We start from the raw sequence: 18768 nt of genomic DNA on the forward strand, positions 1-18768 counted from the left end.
TCGGAAGCCCCGGCGCCTCGTTCGCCGTCGCCACCGACACCGTCTACGGACTCACTCCCAGCAGGGATGCCGTGTACCGGTACGACGACTCGGGGACCACCTGGACCAAGGTCGGCGGCCCCGCGGACCAGCTCTACACCGGGGACTGGGGAACAGGACTCGTCGCCACGAAGCCCGGCTCCGGCGACCTGTACACCTACCTCGGCAGCCCCGACAGCTGGCGGCACACCGGAAGCGCCGGCGCCTCGTTCGCCGTCGCCACCGACACCGTCTACGGACTGACCCCGACCAGAAACGCCGTATACCGCTACAACGGCGCCGGCCTCTCCTGGACCAAGGTCGGCGACGCCGCGGACTCCATCGTCGCCGGCGACATATAGCGAGGCCCGTGCCGGCCGGCAGCAACCTCTGCGAAGCCGGCAGGCAGCACCCTCTGAGAAGAGGGAGACGCCAGATGAGACGAGGGAGACGTCAGACGCCTGCGCGGTCGTCTCAGGCGTGCAGCGTGGGGCGGTAGACGAGCTCCTGGATGTGACCGTCGAGCGTTCGGTGCTCGATCAGTTCGAGGTCGAAGTCGGCTGCACCCTTGAAGATCGGGTCCAGGCCGGTCTTCCCCGTGATCACGGGGAAGACCGTGATCTGGACGCGGTCGACCAGACCTGCCGCCATCAGCGCCCGGTTCATCGACAGGCTGCCGTGGGAGCGCAACGGCACCTCGGACTCCTCCTTGAGCCGGGCAACCACGTCGACGGCATCGCCGCTCGCGATGGTCGCGTCCGGCCAGTCGAGGGGTCCTTCCAGCGTGGTCGACACCACCGTCGCCGGCAGGTTCCTCATCCGGGTCACCCAGGGGTCGCGCACGTCGGAATCCTCGGTGCTCGCGGCCAGCATCTGCGCGAACAGCCGGTACGTGTTGGCCCCCAAGACCATCCGCTGCTCGTCCCGGTACAGGCCGAGGCGGTGGTCCAGGAGCTCGGGTCCCTGCTTGCCCCAGTAGCCGGTCCAGTCGCCGCCGGCGCCACCGAAGCCGTCGAGGCTGGAGAAGACGTCGAAGGTGTAGGTGGCGGTCATGATGCTCTCCTCACGTGCGGCCGGTCGCGTTCGCGGGACGCGTGCTGCAAGTCGCGTTCCGCGGATCGCGCTGTACATACAGACTGGCCATCGCCGCGGAACTCATCGCCCGCCGCGCCGCCTCACCCCCGGATGCCGCGCAGAAGGTTGCCGATCAAGGCGTCGGCGAAGGCGGTGTCGAGGGACTCCTCCGGCATCATGAGCCGGTGGTAGCAAGCGCCCCAGAGCTGGTCCACGACCACCTGGGGATCGACGTCGGCGCGGATCTGGCCCACGCGCTGCGCCTGGGTGAGCCGGTCGCCCGCCAGGCGGCGGCGCGGTCGGACATAGTGCTGCGCCAGGGCGTCGGCCAGTGCCGGGTCGGTCTGCGCCGCGCCCACGAGCTGGGCGATCACGGGGCCCGCGGGAAGTCCCGTGAGCAGGCCCACGAAGGAGTGGAGCTGCGCCGTGAGGTCGCGCTCGATGTCGCCGGTGTCCGCGAACGCGAGGGTGTCCTCGACGGCCGTGAAGTAGGCCTCGAAGGCGAGCGCCCCCGGCGAGGGCCACCACTTGTAGAGCGTCATTTTGCTCGCCCCGGCGCGGGCGGCCACCTTCTCGAAGGTGATCCCGGTCAGCCCCGCCTCGAAGAGCATCGCCCCGGCGGTCTCCAGTACGGCCTGCCGCACCTCCGCGGCCGGGCGACGGCCGCGGCCCCGTCTGCCGGGCTCCTTCGGCTCGTCCACCTGTCCCCTGCCCCCTGTCCTGTGTGTCCTGTGTCCTGCTGTCTTTCAGGCTTGCCCTATATGGACAATCAGTCTACATTTATTTTATGGACGACTCGTCCATAAAATATTCCAGGAGGCCGGACCCATGGACGTTTCCACAGAAACCTCATCCGCATCCGCACCCCGTGTAGCGATCGTCACCGGCGCCTCCGGCGGTATCGGACGCGCCGTCGCCGAGCGCCTGGCCTCCGACGGCCTCGCCGTCGTCGTGCACTACGGCCGGGACAAGGCCCGCGCCGAGGAGGTCGTGGCCGCCGTCGAGGCTGCCGGCGGGGTCGCGACCGCGGCCGGCGGTGATATCGCCGACGAGGACGCGATGGCCGCACTCTTCGCGACGGCCGAGCAGGTGTACGGCGGCGTCGACGTGGTCGTGAACACGGCCGGGATCATGCTCCTCTCGCCGATCGCCGAGCTCGACCTCGCCGACTTCGACCGCATGCACCGCACCAACGTGCGGGGCACGTTCGTCGTGTCACAGCTCGCCGCCCGTACGCTCCGGGCCGGCGGCGCACTGATCAACTTCTCGACCTCGGTGACCCGGCTGCAGCAGCCCACGTACGGGGCCTACGCCGCCACGAAGGGCGCCGTCGAGGCCATGACGCTGATCCTCGCCCGCGAGCTGAAGGGCCGCGACGTGACGGTGAACGCCGTCGCACCCGGCCCGACGGCCACACCCCTCTTCCTGGACGGCAAGCCGGAGGAGGTCATCGACGCGATCGCGTCCCGTACGCCGCTCGACCGTCTCGGCTCCCCCGCCGACATCGCCGAAGCCGTCGCGTTCCTCGCCGGCCCCGGCCGCTGGATCAACGGGCAGGTCCTGTACGCCAACGGCGGGATCGCCTGAACCGGTGAGCAAATCGCCTCCTTCGCTTCCGACTCCCCTGTCACCGTTGACCGTTGCGCCGGATCGGAGCTGTGGGGCGGGTTGCGGCGTGGGCCGGTCGTGGGTCGGTGACGTGCCGAGCCGGGCAGAGCGATGCGGGCGCGAGGCGGCGGCGAGCGGGGGCGCCGTATCGTGTCGAGGTCGCAGGGCCCCGGTCCTCGACTCCTCGTCCGCTCCCCGAGAGGCACCCGTGAACGACCGTCCGCAACCAGCCGCAGAGTTCGGGATTCGCGCCGCCCGCACGGACGACGCGGCGGAGACCGACCGGCTCTACGACATCTGCCTGCGCACCGCCGCATCGGGCAAGGACGCGACGGACTCGTTCGAGGACCCGCGCCTCCCCGGCGACATCTTCCTCGCCCCCTACCTTCGGTACGCCCCCGACCTCGCCTGGGTTCTCGCCCGCCCGGACCGGCCCGCCTCCGGGTACGTCCTCGGCGTAGCCGACACCGTCGCGTTCGAGCAGACCCTCGAACGGGAATGGTGGCCCGCGCTCCGCGCCCGGCGCAGCGGGGACCCGGTCCGCGAGGGCTCCGCCGACGCCTTCGCCCGGAAGTGGATCGACCGTCCCCCCACCGCTCCGGCCGAGGTGGCCGCCGCGTACCCCGCCCACCTGCACATCGACCTCCTGCCGGAGGCGCAGGGCGGCGGCAACGGGTCCCGCCTGATCCACACCCTGCTCGGGGCGTTGCGCAGCCGTGGCGTCCGCGGCGTTCACCTCGGCGTGGGCAAGGCGAACGCCGACGCGGTCGGCTTCTACCGGCACATCGGGTTCGAGGAACTCGTGGAGGAACCCGCCGCGTTCATCCTGGGCATGAACCTTCAGGGCACGGGCCGGGGCTGACCCCGCGCACCCCGGCGAGGGCAGCGAGGGCGGCGATCCGCGTCCCGCTCACAGCCGCGTGGCGGTTCCGCACTTCTTGTCGCCGTTCTCCGGCAGCAGCGCGTCCATCGACACACTCCGGTCGTAGGGATCGGCCACGACGCCGTCGTGCTTCTCGTCGTTGACGGCACGGTCGGCGGCGAACTCGGGGGCGAAGTACCCGGTGTGGTTGCCGCAGCCACTGTTGGCGGTGCTCGAGCGGTAGGACGCCAGCGAGAACGTCCCCGGCTCGATTATGATCTTCGCCGGGTCGTCCCAGCTCATGACGATCTCGCGGCGCACGATCGTACGCGTGACCTCGTCGCTGCCGGCGGCGCGCACCACCGGGTACACGTACGTGACATCGGTCGCCACCTCGACCGCACCTCGCTTGCCTTCGCGGTACGTGATCCGGCCGCGGGTCTTCACCACGTCCCCGACGACCCGCACCTTCGACGGCGCGAAGCGGCTGAAGAGGCGCAGCGGATCGTTCTCGGCACTCGGGGTGCGCAGCGCGGTGGTCACGTACTGCTGGATGTCCTTCTGGTGCGGGTTGAGCAGCGCGATCGCGCTGCTGGGCCGCTCCCCGCGCAGCACGCGGTGATCGAGGCCGGACGCGGCGAGGAAGTCCCGCGACCGTTCGAGTGCCTGGGCGACCTGCGCCTTGCTCATCCATCCCGTGGCACGCGCCTCGGGCAGGGCGAGCGCGGCCACACCGTCTCCCCACCGGGCTGCGGGCGAGCCTCTGAACGGTTCGTCGAGGGTGGGGAGTTCCACGGCGGGCTCCGTCGCCGGCGGACGGGCCGGGCGCACCGACTCGGCGGCGAGGGGCGCGGTGTCGCCCGCTCCTCCTCCGCCGCCGAACCAGCCGGTCACCCACCCCGGGTTCAGCGATACGAGCAACAGGGCGATGGCGACGAAGAACCCGACGAAGTACCGGACTTGACCCTTCTGCCGGGACGGCGGCCGGTGAGTACGCCACCCTGTCGGCGGCCCGGACTCCGCCGCCGGCCGCTGCGTCACCATCCGGGCCCGCGCCGACGGCTCCTCGGGCGCGCCGGGGACCCCCGCCTCCGCGTCCCGCAGGAAGCGCTCCCACTCCTCGTCCGGTATGGACGACTCACCCTTGCCCATTACTGCTCCCCCACCCCTGCTGCGCGCCGGACTCTCCCCAGAACCGGCCAATGATCCGTGCATTTTCACACAGCCCGACAGCCCGACAGCTCTCCTCAGCTCAGCGTGACGCGGGCGGTGACCGGGAGGTGGTCGCTGCCCGTGGCGGGCAGCGTGCGCATACGGCCGACGGTCGCCGAGCGGGCCAGGACCTGATCGATCCGGGCGAGGGGGAAGGACGCGGGGAAGCTGAGCGCGAAGCCGCGCTCCGATGCGTTCAGCTGCGAGGTCAGAGGGGAGAGCCCCCGGTCGTCGACTGTGCCGTTGAGGTCGCCCAGCACGATCACCTTGGCGACCGTCTCGGCGGCGACGGCCCTGCCCAGCAGGTGGGCGCTCTCGTCGCGCCAGGAGGAGGCGAACCCGCTCGCACCGACGCGGATCGAGGGCAAGTGGGCGACGTAGGCGGCGACTTCGCCGTACGGGGTGTGGAGCACGGTGCGCAGGCAGCGGCTCCAGCCCTCCGTGATCTCCTTGGGCTTGATGTCCACGACACGCGTGCCGGAGAGCGGGTGCTTCGACCAGATCCCGACCGTGCCCCGGACCTCGTGGAACGGGAAGTCCGGGGCGAGGGCCTTCTCGTACGCCGGGAGGGCGGCCGGGACCAGTTCCTCCAGCGCGATCAGGTCCGGCCCGGCCTCGGCCAGGGTGCGGGCCGTGCCCGCCGGATCCGTGTTCACGTCGCTCACGTTGTGCTGCACCACGACGAGGTCGCGCTCACCGGGCTCCGGCGCGGCGAGGAACAGCCCGCCGAACGCGTACGCCCACGCCGCGACCGGCAGGAGCAGGGACAGCAGTGCGGTGGCCGAGCGGCGCAGCAGGGCCAGGGCGAGCAGAGGAACGGCTGCCAGGCCGAGCCACGGCAGGAACGCCTCCAGCAGACTGCCCAGGTGGCCGGGCCGGTTGGGCAGTACCCGGGGGAACGCGATCAGGAGTGCCGTGAGCACGGCGAACCCGGCGATCACCCGGCCTCGCGCCCAACACCCCGGGCGCTCCCACGCCCACCAGGAGACGCCGACCGCCTTCGCCTTCGTGGATACGCCGCTGTCCGTCCGCTCCGCCATGATGCTCCGTGATTCCCGTCTGCTTGCCCTTGCTGTCCAGGACGGGCTGCGGGGGGCGGGCAGTTCCGGACAGGTCCCGGCTCCGACGGGTCCCACGCCCACCCCGACGGATCCCACACCGACCCCGGCCGGACTCACACCGAGCCCCACCTCGACCGAGCCGACCCCGGCCCCGACTCACCCGCATGACCGTCCCACCCCGCCACCGGGCCACTCCGGCGGGCACCACGGGCCGGCGGCGGGCTCGCAGCCACCGGTGCGTCCACGACGCTCTTCGCGGCGAGCGGAAGCCTGCTCCTCGTCGCCGCCGGCCTCTTCCTCCTGGGACGCCGCCGCCGGCCGCAGCACTGACGCCCGTGGGCGGACAGGACCCGGGTCAGCGGCCCGGGAAGCGTTCCCCGCACTCGGCGCAGTACTTCGGTGCGGACTCCTGCGACATGCGGCCGCACTCGGGGCAGACCCGGTCCAGGGCACAGGGTGCTTCGCCTCCCTCGTACGTCACCGCAGCCGCCGGCGCGCTCTTGATCGAGAGGCCCGGGCGGCGGCGGTGCACCGTGAGGTAGGCGAGGCCGTCCGGGCCCGCGGCCAGGGAGCGGCGCGAGGTCCGCGGGAGCCAGGTGACCGTGGTGGGGGCGAGGACGAGGGGCTCGCCGCCGGCACCCGGAGTGAGGCGGCCGCCGCCTTCGAGGACCACGAGCAGGACGTCCAGTACGTCCTCCTGATGCTCCCCCACCTCGGCGTTCGGTGGCAGGCGGATCAGGTTGGCGTCCAACTCCCTGCCTTGTTCGGCCAGTTGCCAGAGAGCTCCGCGGTCGTCGGGAGCTGCGGCGGCGAGCAGGTCGCCGAGAACGGCCAGTACCTCGGGAGTGGAGTTCACGATTCCCAGGCTACGCCGCAGGACGGCGCATCTTCCGGCACCCACCGGCCCCCGGAATTCCGGCAGCCGGACAGCATGATCGCTGTACTCTCCGCGCATGACGCCCTCGACGCCCCTGCCGCCCGAACCGGCGGCGACGCCGGGCACTTCCAGCACATCCGGCCCGCACATATCCTCGGCGTCCGGACCGCCGGCACCCGCCGCCACGGATGCCGAGTGCCTCGCCCTCACCCGCAGTCTGCGTCGCCGGGGCACCCTCGTCCTGTCGGTGTTCGCCGTCGTCTGGGCCTTCGCCGGGGCATCGGGGATCGCCTCGTCGGGCGCCGCCCTGGCCGTCGAGATCGCCGCAGTACCGCTCGCCGCGGTGGCCGTCTTCCTCGCCTGCCGCAAGGGCGCCGCACCTTCGCCCCGCCTGGTGAGCCTGCCGCGGAACTGGGCCCGCGCGGTCGGCATCGTGAACGGCGTCGAGGTCGTGGCGATCTTCGCGGTGATCGCGGCGTCCAACGCTTCCGGGCACCCCGGGTTCATTCCGGCGGCCATCGCCCTCGTGGTGGGCCTGCACTTCTTCCCGCTCGCCCGCTTCTACGACCAGTGGCAGTACAAGGGAACGGCCGTCCTCCTGAGCGTCGTCGGCATCGTCGGCTTCGCGCTCCTCGCGACCGGGCTGTCGGACGAGAGCGTGCGGGCCGTGGTGGGCCTGGCATCCGCCGTGGTGCTGTGGGCCTCCGCGTACCACGTCGCGGTCAAGGGCTGAGGCCTGGTCAGGCCAGTCAGGCCAAGCAGGCAGGCAGGCAGGCAGGCAAAGTCAGGTCAGGGGCCGGAACCGAGGAGAGCCGATACATGGAACGTCACCCCGCCGAGAAGTACCCGCCGATCGAACCGTACGAGCACGGCATGCTCGACGTGGGCGACGGCAACCTCGTGTACTGGGAGGCGTGCGGCAACCCGGCCGGCAAGCCCGCCCTGGTCGTGCACGGGGGCCCCGGCTCCGGCTGCGCGCAGTGGCCCCGCCAGTACTTCGACCCCGACCGCTACCGCGTGATCCTCTTCGACCAGCGCAACTGCGGCCGCTCCACCCCGCACGCGAGCGACCCGGCCGCCGACCTGCGGCACAACACGACGGACCGGCTGATCGCCGACATGGAGCGCCTGCGCGTCCGGCTGGGCATCGGCACGTGGCTGCTGTACGGGTGGTCCTGGGGCTCCACACTGGCCCTCGCGTACGCCGAGCAGCATCCGGAGCGGGTGAGCGAGATGGTGATCCCGGCCGTCACCACGTCCCGTCGCTCCGAGATCGACTGGCTGTACCGCGGTGCGAGCCAGTTCTTCCCCGACGCGTGGGACGTCTTCCGGGCCGGTGTGCCGGAGGCCGCGAGCGACGCGACCCCGGACGTCCTCGCCGCGTACGCCCGGCGGACGGAGAGCCCCGACCCGGAGGTACGGGCCCGGGCCACGGCAGGCTGGTGCGCCTGGGAGGACGCGGTGCTCTCCCTGGAGGCGTACAGCGGACCGCCCCCGTTCAGCGGCCGCCCCGACCGGGCGAAGCAGGCGCTGGTGCGGATCTGCGCGCACTACTTCTCCAACGGCGCCTGGCTTGAGGAGGGCCAACTGATCCGGGACGCGGGGCGACTGACGGGCATTCCGGGCGTTCTGGTGCACGGCCGCCTCGACATGGGCGGTCCGCTGACCACCGCGTGGGAGCTGGCCAAGGCGTGGCCGGACGCGAAGCTGACGGTGATCGAGGACGCGGGGCACCTGGGCGGGGCGGCGACGAGCCGGGCGGTCCTGGCGGCGCTGGACGCGTTCGGCGGGGCGTAGGGCGCAGCGGCCGGCGCATGCACCCGCCCCCCACGGGCACGCGGGCGGGCACGCACCGCAGTGGGCCCGCACAGGGCCCGTGGGCCCATGTCCGACCGGCGCCGCCTCCCTAGTATCTATGCGAGTAGACACGCCTGACGTGCCCACCTCAATCTCTCGCTTCGCGGGGTGCCACGTCGACAACCGTGCCCGATTCAGCAGATCCGAGGGAGCGAACATGTGCGATTCCTGCGCAGCGGCGGCCGAGGCGACGACACGTGAAGCCGAGCCGCGCGGCGGGCCGTCCCGCCGCGGACTGATCGCCGGGATGGGACTCGGACTCGGCCTTTCCGCGGCGGGCCTGCTGACCGGGGCCACGACGGCCTCCGCAGCCACGGCGAAGAACGGCAGGTGGGCCAACCCCGCTCTCGGCTACTTCCCCGCCGGCGGCCACTACGGCGCCTCCCGGGGCGGCGCCGCGCACGCCGGTCAGGACGTATCGAACTCGACGGGCACCGGGGTGTACGCGGCGGCGGCCGGCACGGTCGTCCGCCGTTCGTGGGGAGGCGGCCTCACCGGCCGGACCGGCAACGCCCTGGTCATCTCGCACGGCAGCGGCCAGTACACCTACTACGGCCACCTCAGCGCCTACCGGGTCGCGCTCAACGCGACGGTCGCCGCCGGACAGCGCATCGCCGACATGGGCGCCACCGGCAATGTGACGGGGCCCCACCTGCACTTCGAGACACATACGGGAGGGCTCGGCGTCACGAGCAACCCGGCCACCTTCATGACCGCCCGGGGCGTGGACCTGGGCGGCGGCTGGCCCAGGATCGACCCCGGCGCAAGCGGAAGGACGGTCGTCGTCATCCAGTACCTGATGACCCAGCGCGGCTACGGCCTGGTCGCCGACGGTCAGTACGGCTCGGTCTCGTCCGACGCCGTCAAGCGCCTCCAGAAGGCCAAGGGCCTGGTGGCCGACGGCCAGGTGGGACCGGCGACCTGGCCGCACCTCGTCCACACCCTGCGGCAGGGCGGCAGCGGCTCCCACGTCCGGGCCCTGCAGAACGCGCTGAACAAGCGCAGTGCCGGCCTGGCGGTCGACGGCACGTTCGGCACGGTCACCACGTCCGCCGTGCGCGCCTACCAGGTGGTCAACCGGCTGGTCTCGGACGGCGAGGCGGGCCCGGTGACGTGGCGGGCACTGGTCGGCTGACCTCGCTCCGGACCCGGACCACCCGCGTGATGCGCTCGTGCGGGTGGGGGAGGCCGGCCTGCGGTACCCCACCGGCCGGTACCGAGATGTGCTGGGCCCCGTACTGTCTGCCAGGTCATCATGTAACGGACAGACAGTACGAGTTGAGCGGGGGCAACCGATGCGTGGTGAGATTCTCGACGGGCGGTACCGGCTGACGGAACCGGTGGGTTCCGGCGGCATGGGCCGGGTCTGGCTGGCCGAGGACGAACGCATCGGCCGCAAGGTCGCGGTCAAGGTCCTCCCCCGCATCGACGAGGACACCTCAGCCGCCCGCTTCACGCGCGAGGCCCGCGTCGTCGGCGGGTTATCGAGCCCGCACATCGTCACCCTGCACGACTTCGGCAAGGCGGAGGTGGCGGGGGAGCACGTGCTCTACCTCGTCATGGAGCACCTCACGGGGCGTGATCTGGGCGCCGTGCTGGAGAGCCGCAAACCCGGACTCCCCTCGCCCGCCGAGGTGATGGGCTGGGCGGTCGAGATCTGCGCGGGCCTGGATACGGCGCACCGGGCGGGAATCGTGCACCGGGACATCAAGCCGGCCAACATCCTGCTCACCGATGCGGGCACGATCAAGATCCTCGACTTCGGGATCGCCCGGATGCTGTCGACGGCAGCCGCGCTGACCCGCACCGACCTGACCGCCGTCGGCTTCGTCATCGGCACCCCGCTGTACATGTCGCCGGAGCAGATCAGGACGCCCGATGCGCTGGACAGCCGGAGCGACCTGTACTCCCTCGGCTGCCTCCTCCAGACGCTGCTGACGGGCGGCCCCCCGTTCAACGGTTCCGGTACGGCCGTACTGGCCCAGCACCTCGGCGACCTCCCCGAGCCGCCGAGCGCTCGCCGCCCGGATCTCGCGGGCTTCCCCGGGCTCGACGCGCTGATCCTGCGGTTGCTGGCCAAGGAACCGGACGAGCGCCCGAAGGACGCGGCGGAGGTCGCGGCCCTGTTACGCACCGCGGCCGGAACCACCGGACCGGCCGTGGCCGCGCCCGCCCAGCCCGAGAACACCCCCACCGCCCTGGGATCGGTGCCGCACTCCGCCGCCCCGGCCGCACCCGCCCCGCAGCCGACGGTGCCGCCCACCAAGCTCTTCCCACCACAGGCGCAGCCACAGCCACCGATGCCGGTACCGATGCCCTCGTACCCGTTCCCCCTCCCCGGGCCGCAGCCCACCGCGCCCGAGCGGCTGCGCATCTCCGGGCGGGCGCCCGGCAGCAAGACCGTCTCCACCCGCACCGTGGCCGCCACCTGGCTGGCCGGGGCGGGTACGGCACTGGTGGCGGGGCTGCTGATCCTGCTCTGCACTCCGGCCGAGGGACCAGGGGCGCTCGCCGGAGCCGTCCTCGCCGGCCTGGTGGGCATGGGCGCCGCCCAGGGGTTCACCAACGTCTTCGACCCGCAGGAGAAGTCGCTCTTCAACCGGCTCGTCTCCGCGCTCCTGATCGCCGTCCCCCTCGGCGTGGGCGGCGCGGCCATCAACGACGCGGCCACGGACGAGATCTCCGGGCGCTTCGTCGTCATCGCGTTCGCGGCCTGCGTCGCCGCGCTGACGGTGGGGGTACTGATCGCGGACCAGCTGATCGCCCGGCTGCGCCTCTCGCCGCGCGCGGCACTGATCCTCTCCATGAGCGGCTGGATCAACGGCCTCACCGTCTGGGGCGTGCTCGCCTACCGCTCCCCGCTGGAGGCCATCGGCGCGCTGCCCGTCGGCTGCGCCGTCTGGCCCCTCACCGCCGCGGTGCTCGGGCAGATCCTGGCGCCCTCCCCGCACCGGAGCGGCCGGACGGCCTGAGTGCGCACAGCACCCCGGGCCGCTCCGGCCGCCCGGCCCGCCGGGTCTACCAGGCGAAGGCCTCCGGCGACGGGCCCGGGCCCGGGAAGATCTCGTCGAGACCGGCCAGCACCTCGTCCGAGAGCTCCAGGTCGACCGCGCGCACCGCGGACTCCAGCTGCTCCAGCGTGCGCGGGCCGCTGATCGGGCCCGTGACACCGGGACGGGTCAGCAGCCAGGCCAGGCCCACCTCGCCCGGCTCCAGGCCGTGCTTGTCGAGCAGGTCCTCGTACGCCTGGATCCGCGCCCGCGCCACGGGGTCGGCGAGCACCTCGGCGGAGCGGCCGGTGGTCGAGCGGGCGGAGCCGCCCGCGCTCTCCTTGCGGATCGCGCCGCCGAGCAGCCCGCCGTGCAGCGGCGACCACGGGATGACGCCGAGGCCGTACTCCTGCGCGGCCGGGATGACCTCCATCTCCGCGCGGCGCTCCGCGAGGTTGTAGAGGCACTGCTCACTGACCAGACCGAACGAACCCCGGCGCTGCGCCGTCTCGTTGGTCTGCGCGATCTTCCAGCCGGCGAAGTTGGACGAGCCCGCGTAAAGGATCTTGCCCTGCTGGATCAGGACGTCGACGGCCTGCCAGATCTCGTCGACCGGGGTGTCCCGGTCGATGTGGTGGAACTGGTACAGGTCGATGTGGTCCGTCTGCAGCCGCTTGAGGCTGGCGTCGACGGCACGCCGGATGTTCAGCGCGGAGAGCTTGTGGTGGTTGGGCCAGGCGTCGCCTTCGGCGGCCATGTTCGCGTACACCTTCGTGGCCAGGACCACCTTGTCCCGGCGCTCGCCGCCCTTGGCGAACCAGGTGCCGAGGATCTCCTCGGTGCGGCCCTTGTTCTCGCCCCAGCCGTAGACGTTCGCGGTGTCGAAGAAGTTGACCCCCGCGTCGAGTGCGGCGTCCATGATGGTGTGGCTGTCGGACTCGTTGGTCTGCGGACCGAAGTTCATGGTGCCGAGTACGAGGCGGCTGACTTCGAGTCCGGTGCGTCCCAGATGTGTGTACTTCATGAGGACCAAGCCAACGCCTTCGAGTCCGCTCGAAGCAAGCACCCGTCCACATCCGCGCAGCGGCGCCCCTCATTCGCGCAGAGGCCGGTCCGCATCCGCGCGCCGAGGCCGGTCCACGTCCGCGCAGAGGTCAGTCCTCGAGTGCGGCCAGCGTCTCGGCCAGCCAGCCCAGCTCCGCCTCACCGGTCGCGCGGGCGATCCTCAGCAGGCCCCGGCGGAACGGGTCGTCGAACGCCTCCGCGCCCAGCGGCCGCTCCCCCTCGTAGAAGAAGCTGCTGGGCTCCTCCAGGAACGCGAGTCGCCGGCGCAGTACGGCCGCCTGCTCGGCCGGGTCCGTGAGGTGGCGCAGGAAGGCGAGAACGGTGAACCAGCGGTTCTCGTCGCTGATGTCCAGGTCACCGGCCTCGCGCAGCCGGCGGCGCAGCTCGTCGCGGCCCTCGTCGGTGAGGGTGAGGGTGTGCCGGGGGGCGGCCCTGCTTCCGGGTTCGGTGCGGCGGTCCAGCCATCCGGCGCGCTCCAGCCGCTTGATCGCGGGGTACAGGGTGCCGTCGGCGATCGGGCGCACGTGACCGGTGAGGTGGGCGACCCGCCGCTTCAGTTCGTACCCGTGCAGCGGCTGCTCGTACAGAAATCCCAGGATGGCCAGTTCCAGCATTCCCGTATCTTCCCTCATGACGTTATACATCGATGCCGATGTATAGTCTCACCGATGCTTACGAAGGCACGGGGATCCGAGGAGGAGACATGCAGGACGCACAGGTGACGGCCGGCGGCGCGCGTATCCGGTGGGTGGAGATCGCGGGCCACGACGCCGCCGCCCCGCCCCGGCTCTATCTGCACGGACTCGGCGCCTCCAGCGGCCCCTACTTCACGGCGAGCGCCACCCACCCGCTGCTCGCCGGCGGCCGCGCCCTGCTGATGGACCTGCTCGGCTTCGGCATCAGCGACCGGCCGGAGGACTTCGGCTACACCCTGGAGGACCACGCGGACGCCGTCGCGGCCGCGCTGGAGACTGCCGGGGTCCGGGACGCGGAGGTCGTCGCGCACAGCATGGGCGGCGCGGTGGCGATCGTCCTCGCGGCCCGCCATCCGCACCTGGTGGCACGGCTGGTGCTGGTGGACGCCAATCTCGACCCGGTCGTCCCGTCGCCGGTGCCACCGGCCGGCAGCAGCGGCATCGCCGCGTATACGGAGGAGGGGTTCCTGGCCGGCGGCCGGGACGAGGTGCGCGAGCGGGTGGACGCGCACTGGTGGTCGACCATGCGGCTCGCGGGGACCGTGGCACTGCACCGCAGTGCGGTCCACCTGGCGCGCGGAACGACGCCGACGATGCGCGCGCTCCTGCTGGACCTGCCGATTCCGCGCACCTTCCTGCGACCGGAGGGCAACGGTCCACTGCCCGGCGAGGACGCGCTCCTGGCGGGCGGGGTACGCGTGGTCGCGGTCCCGGAGTGCGGGCACAACATCATGCTCGACAACCCCGGGGCGTTCGCGAAGGAGACGGCGCGGGGACTCAGCTGACGGAGGCCGTCATCAGCCGACCGCGGCCGCCAGGGCGACGACGACGAACATCAGCACGAGCACGGCCGCCATGATGCGGTTTCTGGTCTTCGGGTCCACCCGACGAGCGTAACCGCCCCGCTCAGCGCCCCAGCGGCCAGGCCCGCACCACCTCGTACCGGGGCTGCTCCCCCGGCACCCCGTCCACCGGCAGATTGCTGCGTACGAGGCTGAGCTCACCGGCCTCCCAGTGCAGGCCCTCGAAGCCCTCCAGGGCCGCGGTGAACGGGGTCAGGTCCGCCGGGACCCGGCTGCGGGCGAGCGTGAGGTGCGGGGTGTAGCGGCGGTGCTCCTCCATCGGCACCCCGGCCCGGCGGGCGGCGGCGTGGGAGCGTTCGGCCAGCAGCCGCAGCGTGTCCAGTGCGCCGGCGGCCCCCGCCCACAGTGCCCGCCCGTCGAACCGGCCACTGCCGTGGACGCGCAGCCGAAACGCCTCGGTCCGGTGCGCGCCCCGCTCCAGCCGGCTGTACAGGTCCGGCAGCAGCTCCTCGTCGACGTCCCCGAGGAAGGCCAGCGTGTAGTGCCAGCCCGGGGTCCCGGTCCAGCGCAGCGTGTCGGCGCCAGGCAGCGAGCGCAGCGGAACCACGGCCCGGCGCAGCTCCTCGACGGCGGGGGCCGGTGGCAGGACGGCGGCGAAGAGTCTCATACGGCGAGTCTGGCAGCCCCCGGGCGTCCTGGTCTCCGTGCGTATCGCCGGACTGCGCGGCTGCCCGCACCCGTGCGGGGAGCCGCGGCTTCGGCACACCGGTCGGCCTCACCGCGACCGCCGTCGGCTCACGCCGGAGACCGGCGGCTTCCCGCGCGGCCGAACGCCCCCGCCCCACGCGTACGGCCCCGCCCGATTCCCCGGGCGGGGCCGTATCGGTTCCGGCGGCTCTCAGGCCGCCGTCGCCAGTTGCTCGCGCGGGACGAACCGCACGTGCGGGCGGCCCGGGCGCAGGTCGACCTTGAGGCGCAGGCCGCCGACGCGGGCCAGCATGAGGCCGACGCCGAGCGCTGCCGCCAGGGAGAACGCTCCGCCGACCGCCATGCCGGTCCGGACGCCGTACACGTCGCTGATCCAGCCGACGATCGGGGCGCCCACCGGCGTACCCCCGGCGAAGACCATCATGTAGAGGCTCATCACCCGGCCGCGCATGGCCGGGTCGGAGGCCATCTGCACGCTGGTGTTCGCGCTGATGTTGGTCGTCAGGCCGATCATGCCGATCGGGACGAGCAGGATCGCGAAGAGCCAGACGGACGGTGCCATGGAGGCGATGATCTCCAACACGCCGAACGCCGTACCGGCGGCCACCAGCATCCGCAGCCGCGAGGAGCGGCGGCGGGCGGCGAGCAGGGCCCCGACGAGGGAGCCGGCCGCCATGAGGATGTTGAAGAACGAGTACATCCCGGCGCCGCCGTGGAAGATCTCGTCCGCGAAGGCCGTCAGCCAGATCGGGAAGTTGAAGCCGAACGTGCCGACGAAGCCGACGAGGACGATCGGCCAGATCAGCTCGGGGCGCCCGGAGACGTAGCGCAGCCCCTCGCGGAGCTGCCCCTTGGCGCGCGGTATGACGACGGCCTTGTGCAGCTCGCTCGTACGCATCATCAGCAGGCCGACGAGCGGCGCGAGGAACGACAGCCCGTTGAGCATGAAGGCCCAGCCGCTGCCGACCGAGGTGATCAGCACACCCGCGACGGCGGGACCGATGAGCCGGGCGGACTGGAAGTTCGCCGAGTTCAGGCTGACCGCGTTCCGCAGCTGGGAGGGGCCGACCATCTCGGAGACGAACGCCTGGCGGGCCGGGTTGTCCACGACCGTGACCATGCCGAGCAGGAACGCGATCAGGTAGACGTGCCACACCTGGACCACACCCGAGAGCGTGAGAACGGCGAGGGCGATCCCGCACAGGCCGAGTGCCGCCTGGCTGAAGAGAAGGAGCTTGCGCTTCGGGAGACGGTCGGCGATGACCCCGCCGTACAGGCCGAAGAGCAGCATGGGGAGGAACTGGAGTGCCGTGGTGATACCGACGGCGGCAGCGGACCCGGTGAGGCTCAGGACGAGCCAGTCCTGCGTGATGCGGGACATCCAGGTACCGGTGTTGGAGATCACGGCGCCGGTTGCGAACAGGCGGTAGTTGCGGATCTTCAGCGACGAGAAGGTCCCGCCGGGCTTGCTCTCGTGGGTGGAAGTCGGTGCGGGGGCGGAGTCTGCTCCGGATCCCGTACTCAAAAGGGTTCGCCTCCTCGGGCGTGGACATTGCGCTGGCTGACGGGGATGCGGCGGTGGGGGCGGTGCGCCGGTGGTCCGGCGCGGCCCGCTCCGCTACAGGTGGGCGAGCTTCTCCAGCACGGGCGCCGCGTTGCGCAGCGTCTCCCACTCGTCCTCGTCCAGGCCTTCGGCGAGGGTGGTCAGCCAGGCGTTCCGCTTGTGGCGGCTCTCGGCGAGCATGGCTTCGGCCTGCTCGGTCTGGCTGACCATCTTCTGACGACGGTCATCGGGGTGCGGTTCCAGTCTGACCAGTCCCTTGGCTTCCAGCAGCGCGACGATGCGGGTCATCGACGGCGGCTGCACATGCTCCTTGCGGGCCAGCTCACCGGGGGTGGCCGATCCGCAACGCGCGAGTGTGCCGAGCACCGACATCTCTGTGGGGCTCAGCGACTCGTCGACGCGCTGGTGCTTGAGGCGCCGGCCGAGCAGCATGACGGCGGAACGAAGGGAGCTCACGGCGGCGGCACTGTCGCTGTCGTGGATCAGGTCAGGCATGTTTGTTAGCGTAACTCATTACCTACCCTAAAGACCACTCGGTGGTACACGCGCGAGGGTCAAATCACCAATCGATCACCCAAACGAGTGAGTCGATTCCGGAAAGTCACGCGTGTCGGGCCCGCGGGACGTAACCCTGCTCGCTATGGGATCGACAGTGCTCAGCCTGCGGATAGACGGTGAGCTGCTCGACCGGCTCAAGCAGCACGCCGCCAAACGCGGAATGAGCGTCCAGGACTATGTGGTCCGGACGCTCATTCGCGACGATTTCGACGAGCGCTTCCAGGCGGCCGTCGACGAGACGGAGAAGTTCTACGGGGCGGAGGGGGTCGCGGCCGAGGAGGTCACCTGACGGAGACCTCCCGGGCCGTGAGCCCGCTCCCGCACCCGCGCCCTTCCCGGGATCACGTGAGGCCGAGCGCCGGCATCGCGTAGTAGAAGACGAAGACCGCCGACACCACATACATGGCCACCGGCACCTCGCGACCGCGGCCCGCGGCCAGCCGCAGCACACAGAACGTGATGAAGCCGATCCCGATCCCGTTGGTGATCGAGTAGGTGAAGGGCATCATCACCATGGCGAGGAACGCCGGGATCGCGAGCGTGTAGTCGCTCCAGTCGATGTCCCGTACCGAGCCCGCGATGATCAGGAAGCCGACCGCCAGCAGCGCCGGAGTGGCCGCCTGCGAGGGGACCATGGTCGCCAGCGGCGTGAGGAACAGCGCCGCCGTGAACAGCAGACCCGTCACGATGCTCGCGAAGCCTGTGCGGGCCCCCTCTCCGACGCCCGCCGTGGACTCCACGAAGCAGGTGCCCGCCGAGGCGGAGCTCGCACCGCCCGCGGCGACCGCGATGCCGTCGACGAACAGCACCTTGTTGATGCCGGGGAAGTTGCCGTCCTTGTCGGTCAGCTTGGCCTCGTCGCCGACGCCGAGGATGGTGCCCATCGCGTCGAAGAAGCAGGACAGCAGCACGGTGAAGACGAACAGGACGCCGGTGAGGACACCGACCTTGTCGAAGCCGCCGAACAGGCTGACGTCACCGATCAGCCCGAAGTCGGGCGAGGCGACCGGGTTGCCCGGCCACTGGGGCACGGTCAGGCCCCAGGCCTCGCCCGGCAGGTCGGCGACCGCGTCGATGATCAGCGCGACGACCGTCATCGCCACGATGGAGATCAGGATCGCGCCCGGCACCTTGCGGACGATCAGCGCGAGGGTGAGCAGCGCGCCGAGGATGAAGACCAGAACCGGCCAGCCGTTGAGGTGACCGTCGTTGCCGAGCTGGAGGGGCACGGTGGTGTGCGCGAGGTCCGGGATACGGGAGACGAAGCCCGAGTCGACCAGACCGATCAGCAGGATGAAGAGACCGATGCCGATCGCGATGCCCTTGCGGAGCGAGGTCGGTACGGCGTTCATCACGCGTTCCCGCAGCCCGGTCGCGACCAGCAGCATGACCACGATGCCCGCGAGGACGACCATGCCCATCGCGTCGGGCCAGCTCATCCGGGGGGCGAGCTGGAGGGCGACGACGGTGTTGACGCCGAGGCCCGCGGCCAGGGCGATCGGCACGTTGCCGATGACGCCCATGAGCAGGGTGGAGAACGCCGCGGTCAGCACCGTCGCGGTGACCAGCTGGCCACTGTCGAGCTGGTGACCGTACATGTCCTTCGCGCTGCCCAGGATGATCGGGTTCAGCACGATGATGTACGCCATCGCGAAAAAGGTCGCGAATCCGCCGCGGATCTCGCGCCCGATCGACGACCCCCGCTCGGAGATCTTGAAGAAACCGTCCAGGCCGCCGGTGGACGGGGGTGACGGGGGCGGAGTGGAGTCGACCGGAGCGGTGGCCGAGGGGGACATGTATGACCTCAGTCGTGCGT

Annotated in this window: 19 protein-coding genes and 2 pseudogenes; 10 read left to right on the top strand and 11 right to left on the bottom strand. The window is 71.6% G+C overall.

The genetic code is table 11. From position 1 onward, the window contains the following. A pseudogene (locus ACIOEW_RS13305) lies at positions 1-380 on the top strand (hypothetical protein); the annotation flags it as partial. Positions 381-492: 112 nt separating this feature from the next. Here the strand turns inward: ACIOEW_RS13305 and ACIOEW_RS13310 are convergent. Together ACIOEW_RS13310 and ACIOEW_RS13315 are read right to left on the bottom strand one after the other, a co-directional pair. Beyond that, a complete protein-coding gene (locus ACIOEW_RS13310; RefSeq protein ID WP_401963727.1) occupies positions 493-1071 on the bottom strand; it encodes a dihydrofolate reductase family protein in 579 nt (192 codons plus the stop codon). A 122-nt stretch (positions 1072-1193) separates the two neighbouring features. Continuing rightward, entirely contained in the window at positions 1194-1793 is a 600-nt protein-coding gene (locus tag ACIOEW_RS13315) for a TetR/AcrR family transcriptional regulator C-terminal ligand-binding domain-containing protein (protein WP_401963729.1), read from the bottom strand. Between the two features lie 127 nt (positions 1794-1920). Between ACIOEW_RS13315 and ACIOEW_RS13320 the strand changes: the two genes are divergently transcribed. Together ACIOEW_RS13320 and ACIOEW_RS13325 are read left to right on the top strand one after the other, a co-directional pair. Continuing rightward, on the top strand, positions 1921-2679 hold the full coding sequence (locus ACIOEW_RS13320; RefSeq protein WP_401963731.1) for an SDR family oxidoreductase: 759 nt from the start codon (positions 1921-1923) through the stop codon (positions 2677-2679). A gap of 229 nt (positions 2680-2908) precedes the next feature. Further along, positions 2909-3562 carry a GNAT family N-acetyltransferase gene (locus ACIOEW_RS13325; RefSeq protein WP_401963733.1) on the top strand — a complete coding sequence of 218 codons (654 nt, stop codon included), beginning with the start codon at positions 2909-2911 and terminating at the stop codon, positions 3560-3562. 48 nt (positions 3563-3610) lie between these two features. On the opposite strand, the gene ACIOEW_RS13330 is transcribed toward ACIOEW_RS13325, so the two are convergent. Both ACIOEW_RS13330 and ACIOEW_RS13335 read right to left on the bottom strand, forming a co-directional pair. Further along, a complete protein-coding gene (locus ACIOEW_RS13330; RefSeq protein WP_401963735.1) occupies positions 3611-4714 on the bottom strand; it encodes a hypothetical protein in 1104 nt (367 codons plus the stop codon). A 95-nt stretch (positions 4715-4809) separates the two neighbouring features. Beyond that, positions 4810-5814: an endonuclease/exonuclease/phosphatase family protein gene (locus ACIOEW_RS13335; RefSeq protein WP_401963737.1), complete on the bottom strand. Its 1005-nt coding sequence runs from the start codon at positions 5812-5814 to the stop codon at positions 4810-4812. Positions 5815-6069: 255 nt separating this feature from the next. On the opposite strand from ACIOEW_RS13335, the pseudogene ACIOEW_RS13340 reads away from it, so the two are divergent. Further along, a pseudogene (locus ACIOEW_RS13340) lies at positions 6070-6165 on the top strand (LPXTG cell wall anchor domain-containing protein); the annotation flags it as partial. A 25-nt stretch (positions 6166-6190) separates the two neighbouring features. On the opposite strand, the gene ACIOEW_RS13345 reads toward ACIOEW_RS13340, so the two are convergent. Continuing rightward, on the bottom strand, positions 6191-6691 hold the full coding sequence (locus ACIOEW_RS13345) for a hypothetical protein (protein ID WP_401963739.1): 501 nt from the start codon (positions 6689-6691) through the stop codon (positions 6191-6193). A gap of 97 nt (positions 6692-6788) precedes the next feature. On the opposite strand from ACIOEW_RS13345, the gene ACIOEW_RS13350 reads away from it, so the two are divergent. From ACIOEW_RS13350 to ACIOEW_RS13365, 4 genes are all read left to right on the top strand, one after another. After that, on the top strand, positions 6789-7445 hold the full coding sequence (locus ACIOEW_RS13350) for a DUF7010 family protein (protein ID WP_401963741.1): 657 nt from the start codon (positions 6789-6791) through the stop codon (positions 7443-7445). A gap of 86 nt (positions 7446-7531) precedes the next feature. Further along, complete coding sequence (gene pip / locus ACIOEW_RS13355; RefSeq protein WP_401963742.1) at positions 7532-8509, top strand: prolyl aminopeptidase; 978 nt, start codon at positions 7532-7534, stop codon at positions 8507-8509. A gap of 217 nt (positions 8510-8726) precedes the next feature. After that, the gene (locus tag ACIOEW_RS13360) at positions 8727-9704 is read left to right on the top strand and encodes a peptidoglycan-binding protein (RefSeq protein ID WP_401963744.1); all 978 of its coding nucleotides are present in this window, start codon (positions 8727-8729) and stop codon (positions 9702-9704) included. A 160-nt stretch (positions 9705-9864) separates the two neighbouring features. Further along, positions 9865-11541 carry a protein kinase gene (locus ACIOEW_RS13365; RefSeq protein ID WP_401963746.1) on the top strand — a complete coding sequence of 559 codons (1677 nt, stop codon included), beginning with the start codon at positions 9865-9867 and terminating at the stop codon, positions 11539-11541. 46 nt (positions 11542-11587) lie between these two features. Here the strand turns inward: ACIOEW_RS13365 and ACIOEW_RS13370 are convergent, their stop codons facing one another. Together ACIOEW_RS13370 and ACIOEW_RS13375 are read right to left on the bottom strand one after the other, a co-directional pair. Continuing rightward, complete coding sequence (locus ACIOEW_RS13370; protein ID WP_362543814.1) at positions 11588-12583, bottom strand: aldo/keto reductase; 996 nt, start codon at positions 12581-12583, stop codon at positions 11588-11590. Positions 12584-12713: 130 nt separating this feature from the next. After that, positions 12714-13238, bottom strand: coding sequence for a PadR family transcriptional regulator (locus tag ACIOEW_RS13375; protein ID WP_362544262.1), 525 nt, complete (start codon positions 13236-13238; stop codon positions 12714-12716). A gap of 89 nt (positions 13239-13327) precedes the next feature. On the opposite strand from ACIOEW_RS13375, the gene ACIOEW_RS13380 reads away from it, so the two are divergent. Continuing rightward, a complete protein-coding gene (locus ACIOEW_RS13380; protein WP_401963748.1) occupies positions 13328-14104 on the top strand; it encodes an alpha/beta fold hydrolase in 777 nt (258 codons plus the stop codon). 121 nt (positions 14105-14225) lie between these two features. Here the strand turns inward: ACIOEW_RS13380 and thpR are convergent, their stop codons facing one another. From thpR to ACIOEW_RS13395, 3 genes are all read right to left on the bottom strand, one after another. Continuing rightward, complete coding sequence (thpR, locus tag ACIOEW_RS13385; protein ID WP_362543810.1) at positions 14226-14789, bottom strand: RNA 2',3'-cyclic phosphodiesterase; 564 nt, start codon at positions 14787-14789, stop codon at positions 14226-14228. A 231-nt stretch (positions 14790-15020) separates the two neighbouring features. Next, complete coding sequence (locus ACIOEW_RS13390) at positions 15021-16355, bottom strand: MFS transporter (protein ID WP_362543807.1); 1335 nt, start codon at positions 16353-16355, stop codon at positions 15021-15023. A gap of 93 nt (positions 16356-16448) precedes the next feature. Further along, positions 16449-16889, bottom strand: coding sequence for a MarR family winged helix-turn-helix transcriptional regulator (locus ACIOEW_RS13395; RefSeq protein WP_401963751.1), 441 nt, complete (start codon positions 16887-16889; stop codon positions 16449-16451). A gap of 145 nt (positions 16890-17034) precedes the next feature. Between ACIOEW_RS13395 and ACIOEW_RS13400 the strand changes: the two genes are divergently transcribed. Continuing rightward, on the top strand, positions 17035-17241 hold the full coding sequence (locus ACIOEW_RS13400; protein ID WP_326737854.1) for a ribbon-helix-helix protein, CopG family: 207 nt from the start codon (positions 17035-17037) through the stop codon (positions 17239-17241). A 52-nt stretch (positions 17242-17293) separates the two neighbouring features. Here the strand turns inward: ACIOEW_RS13400 and ACIOEW_RS13405 are convergent, their stop codons facing one another. Next, positions 17294-18748, bottom strand: coding sequence for an NCS2 family permease (locus tag ACIOEW_RS13405; protein ID WP_401963753.1), 1455 nt, complete (start codon positions 18746-18748; stop codon positions 17294-17296). Positions 18749-18768: the final 20 nt, after the last annotated feature.

The organism is Streptomyces sp. NPDC087901 (genome assembly GCF_044742205.1).
Lineage (GTDB): Bacteria > Actinomycetota > Actinomycetes > Streptomycetales > Streptomycetaceae > Streptomyces.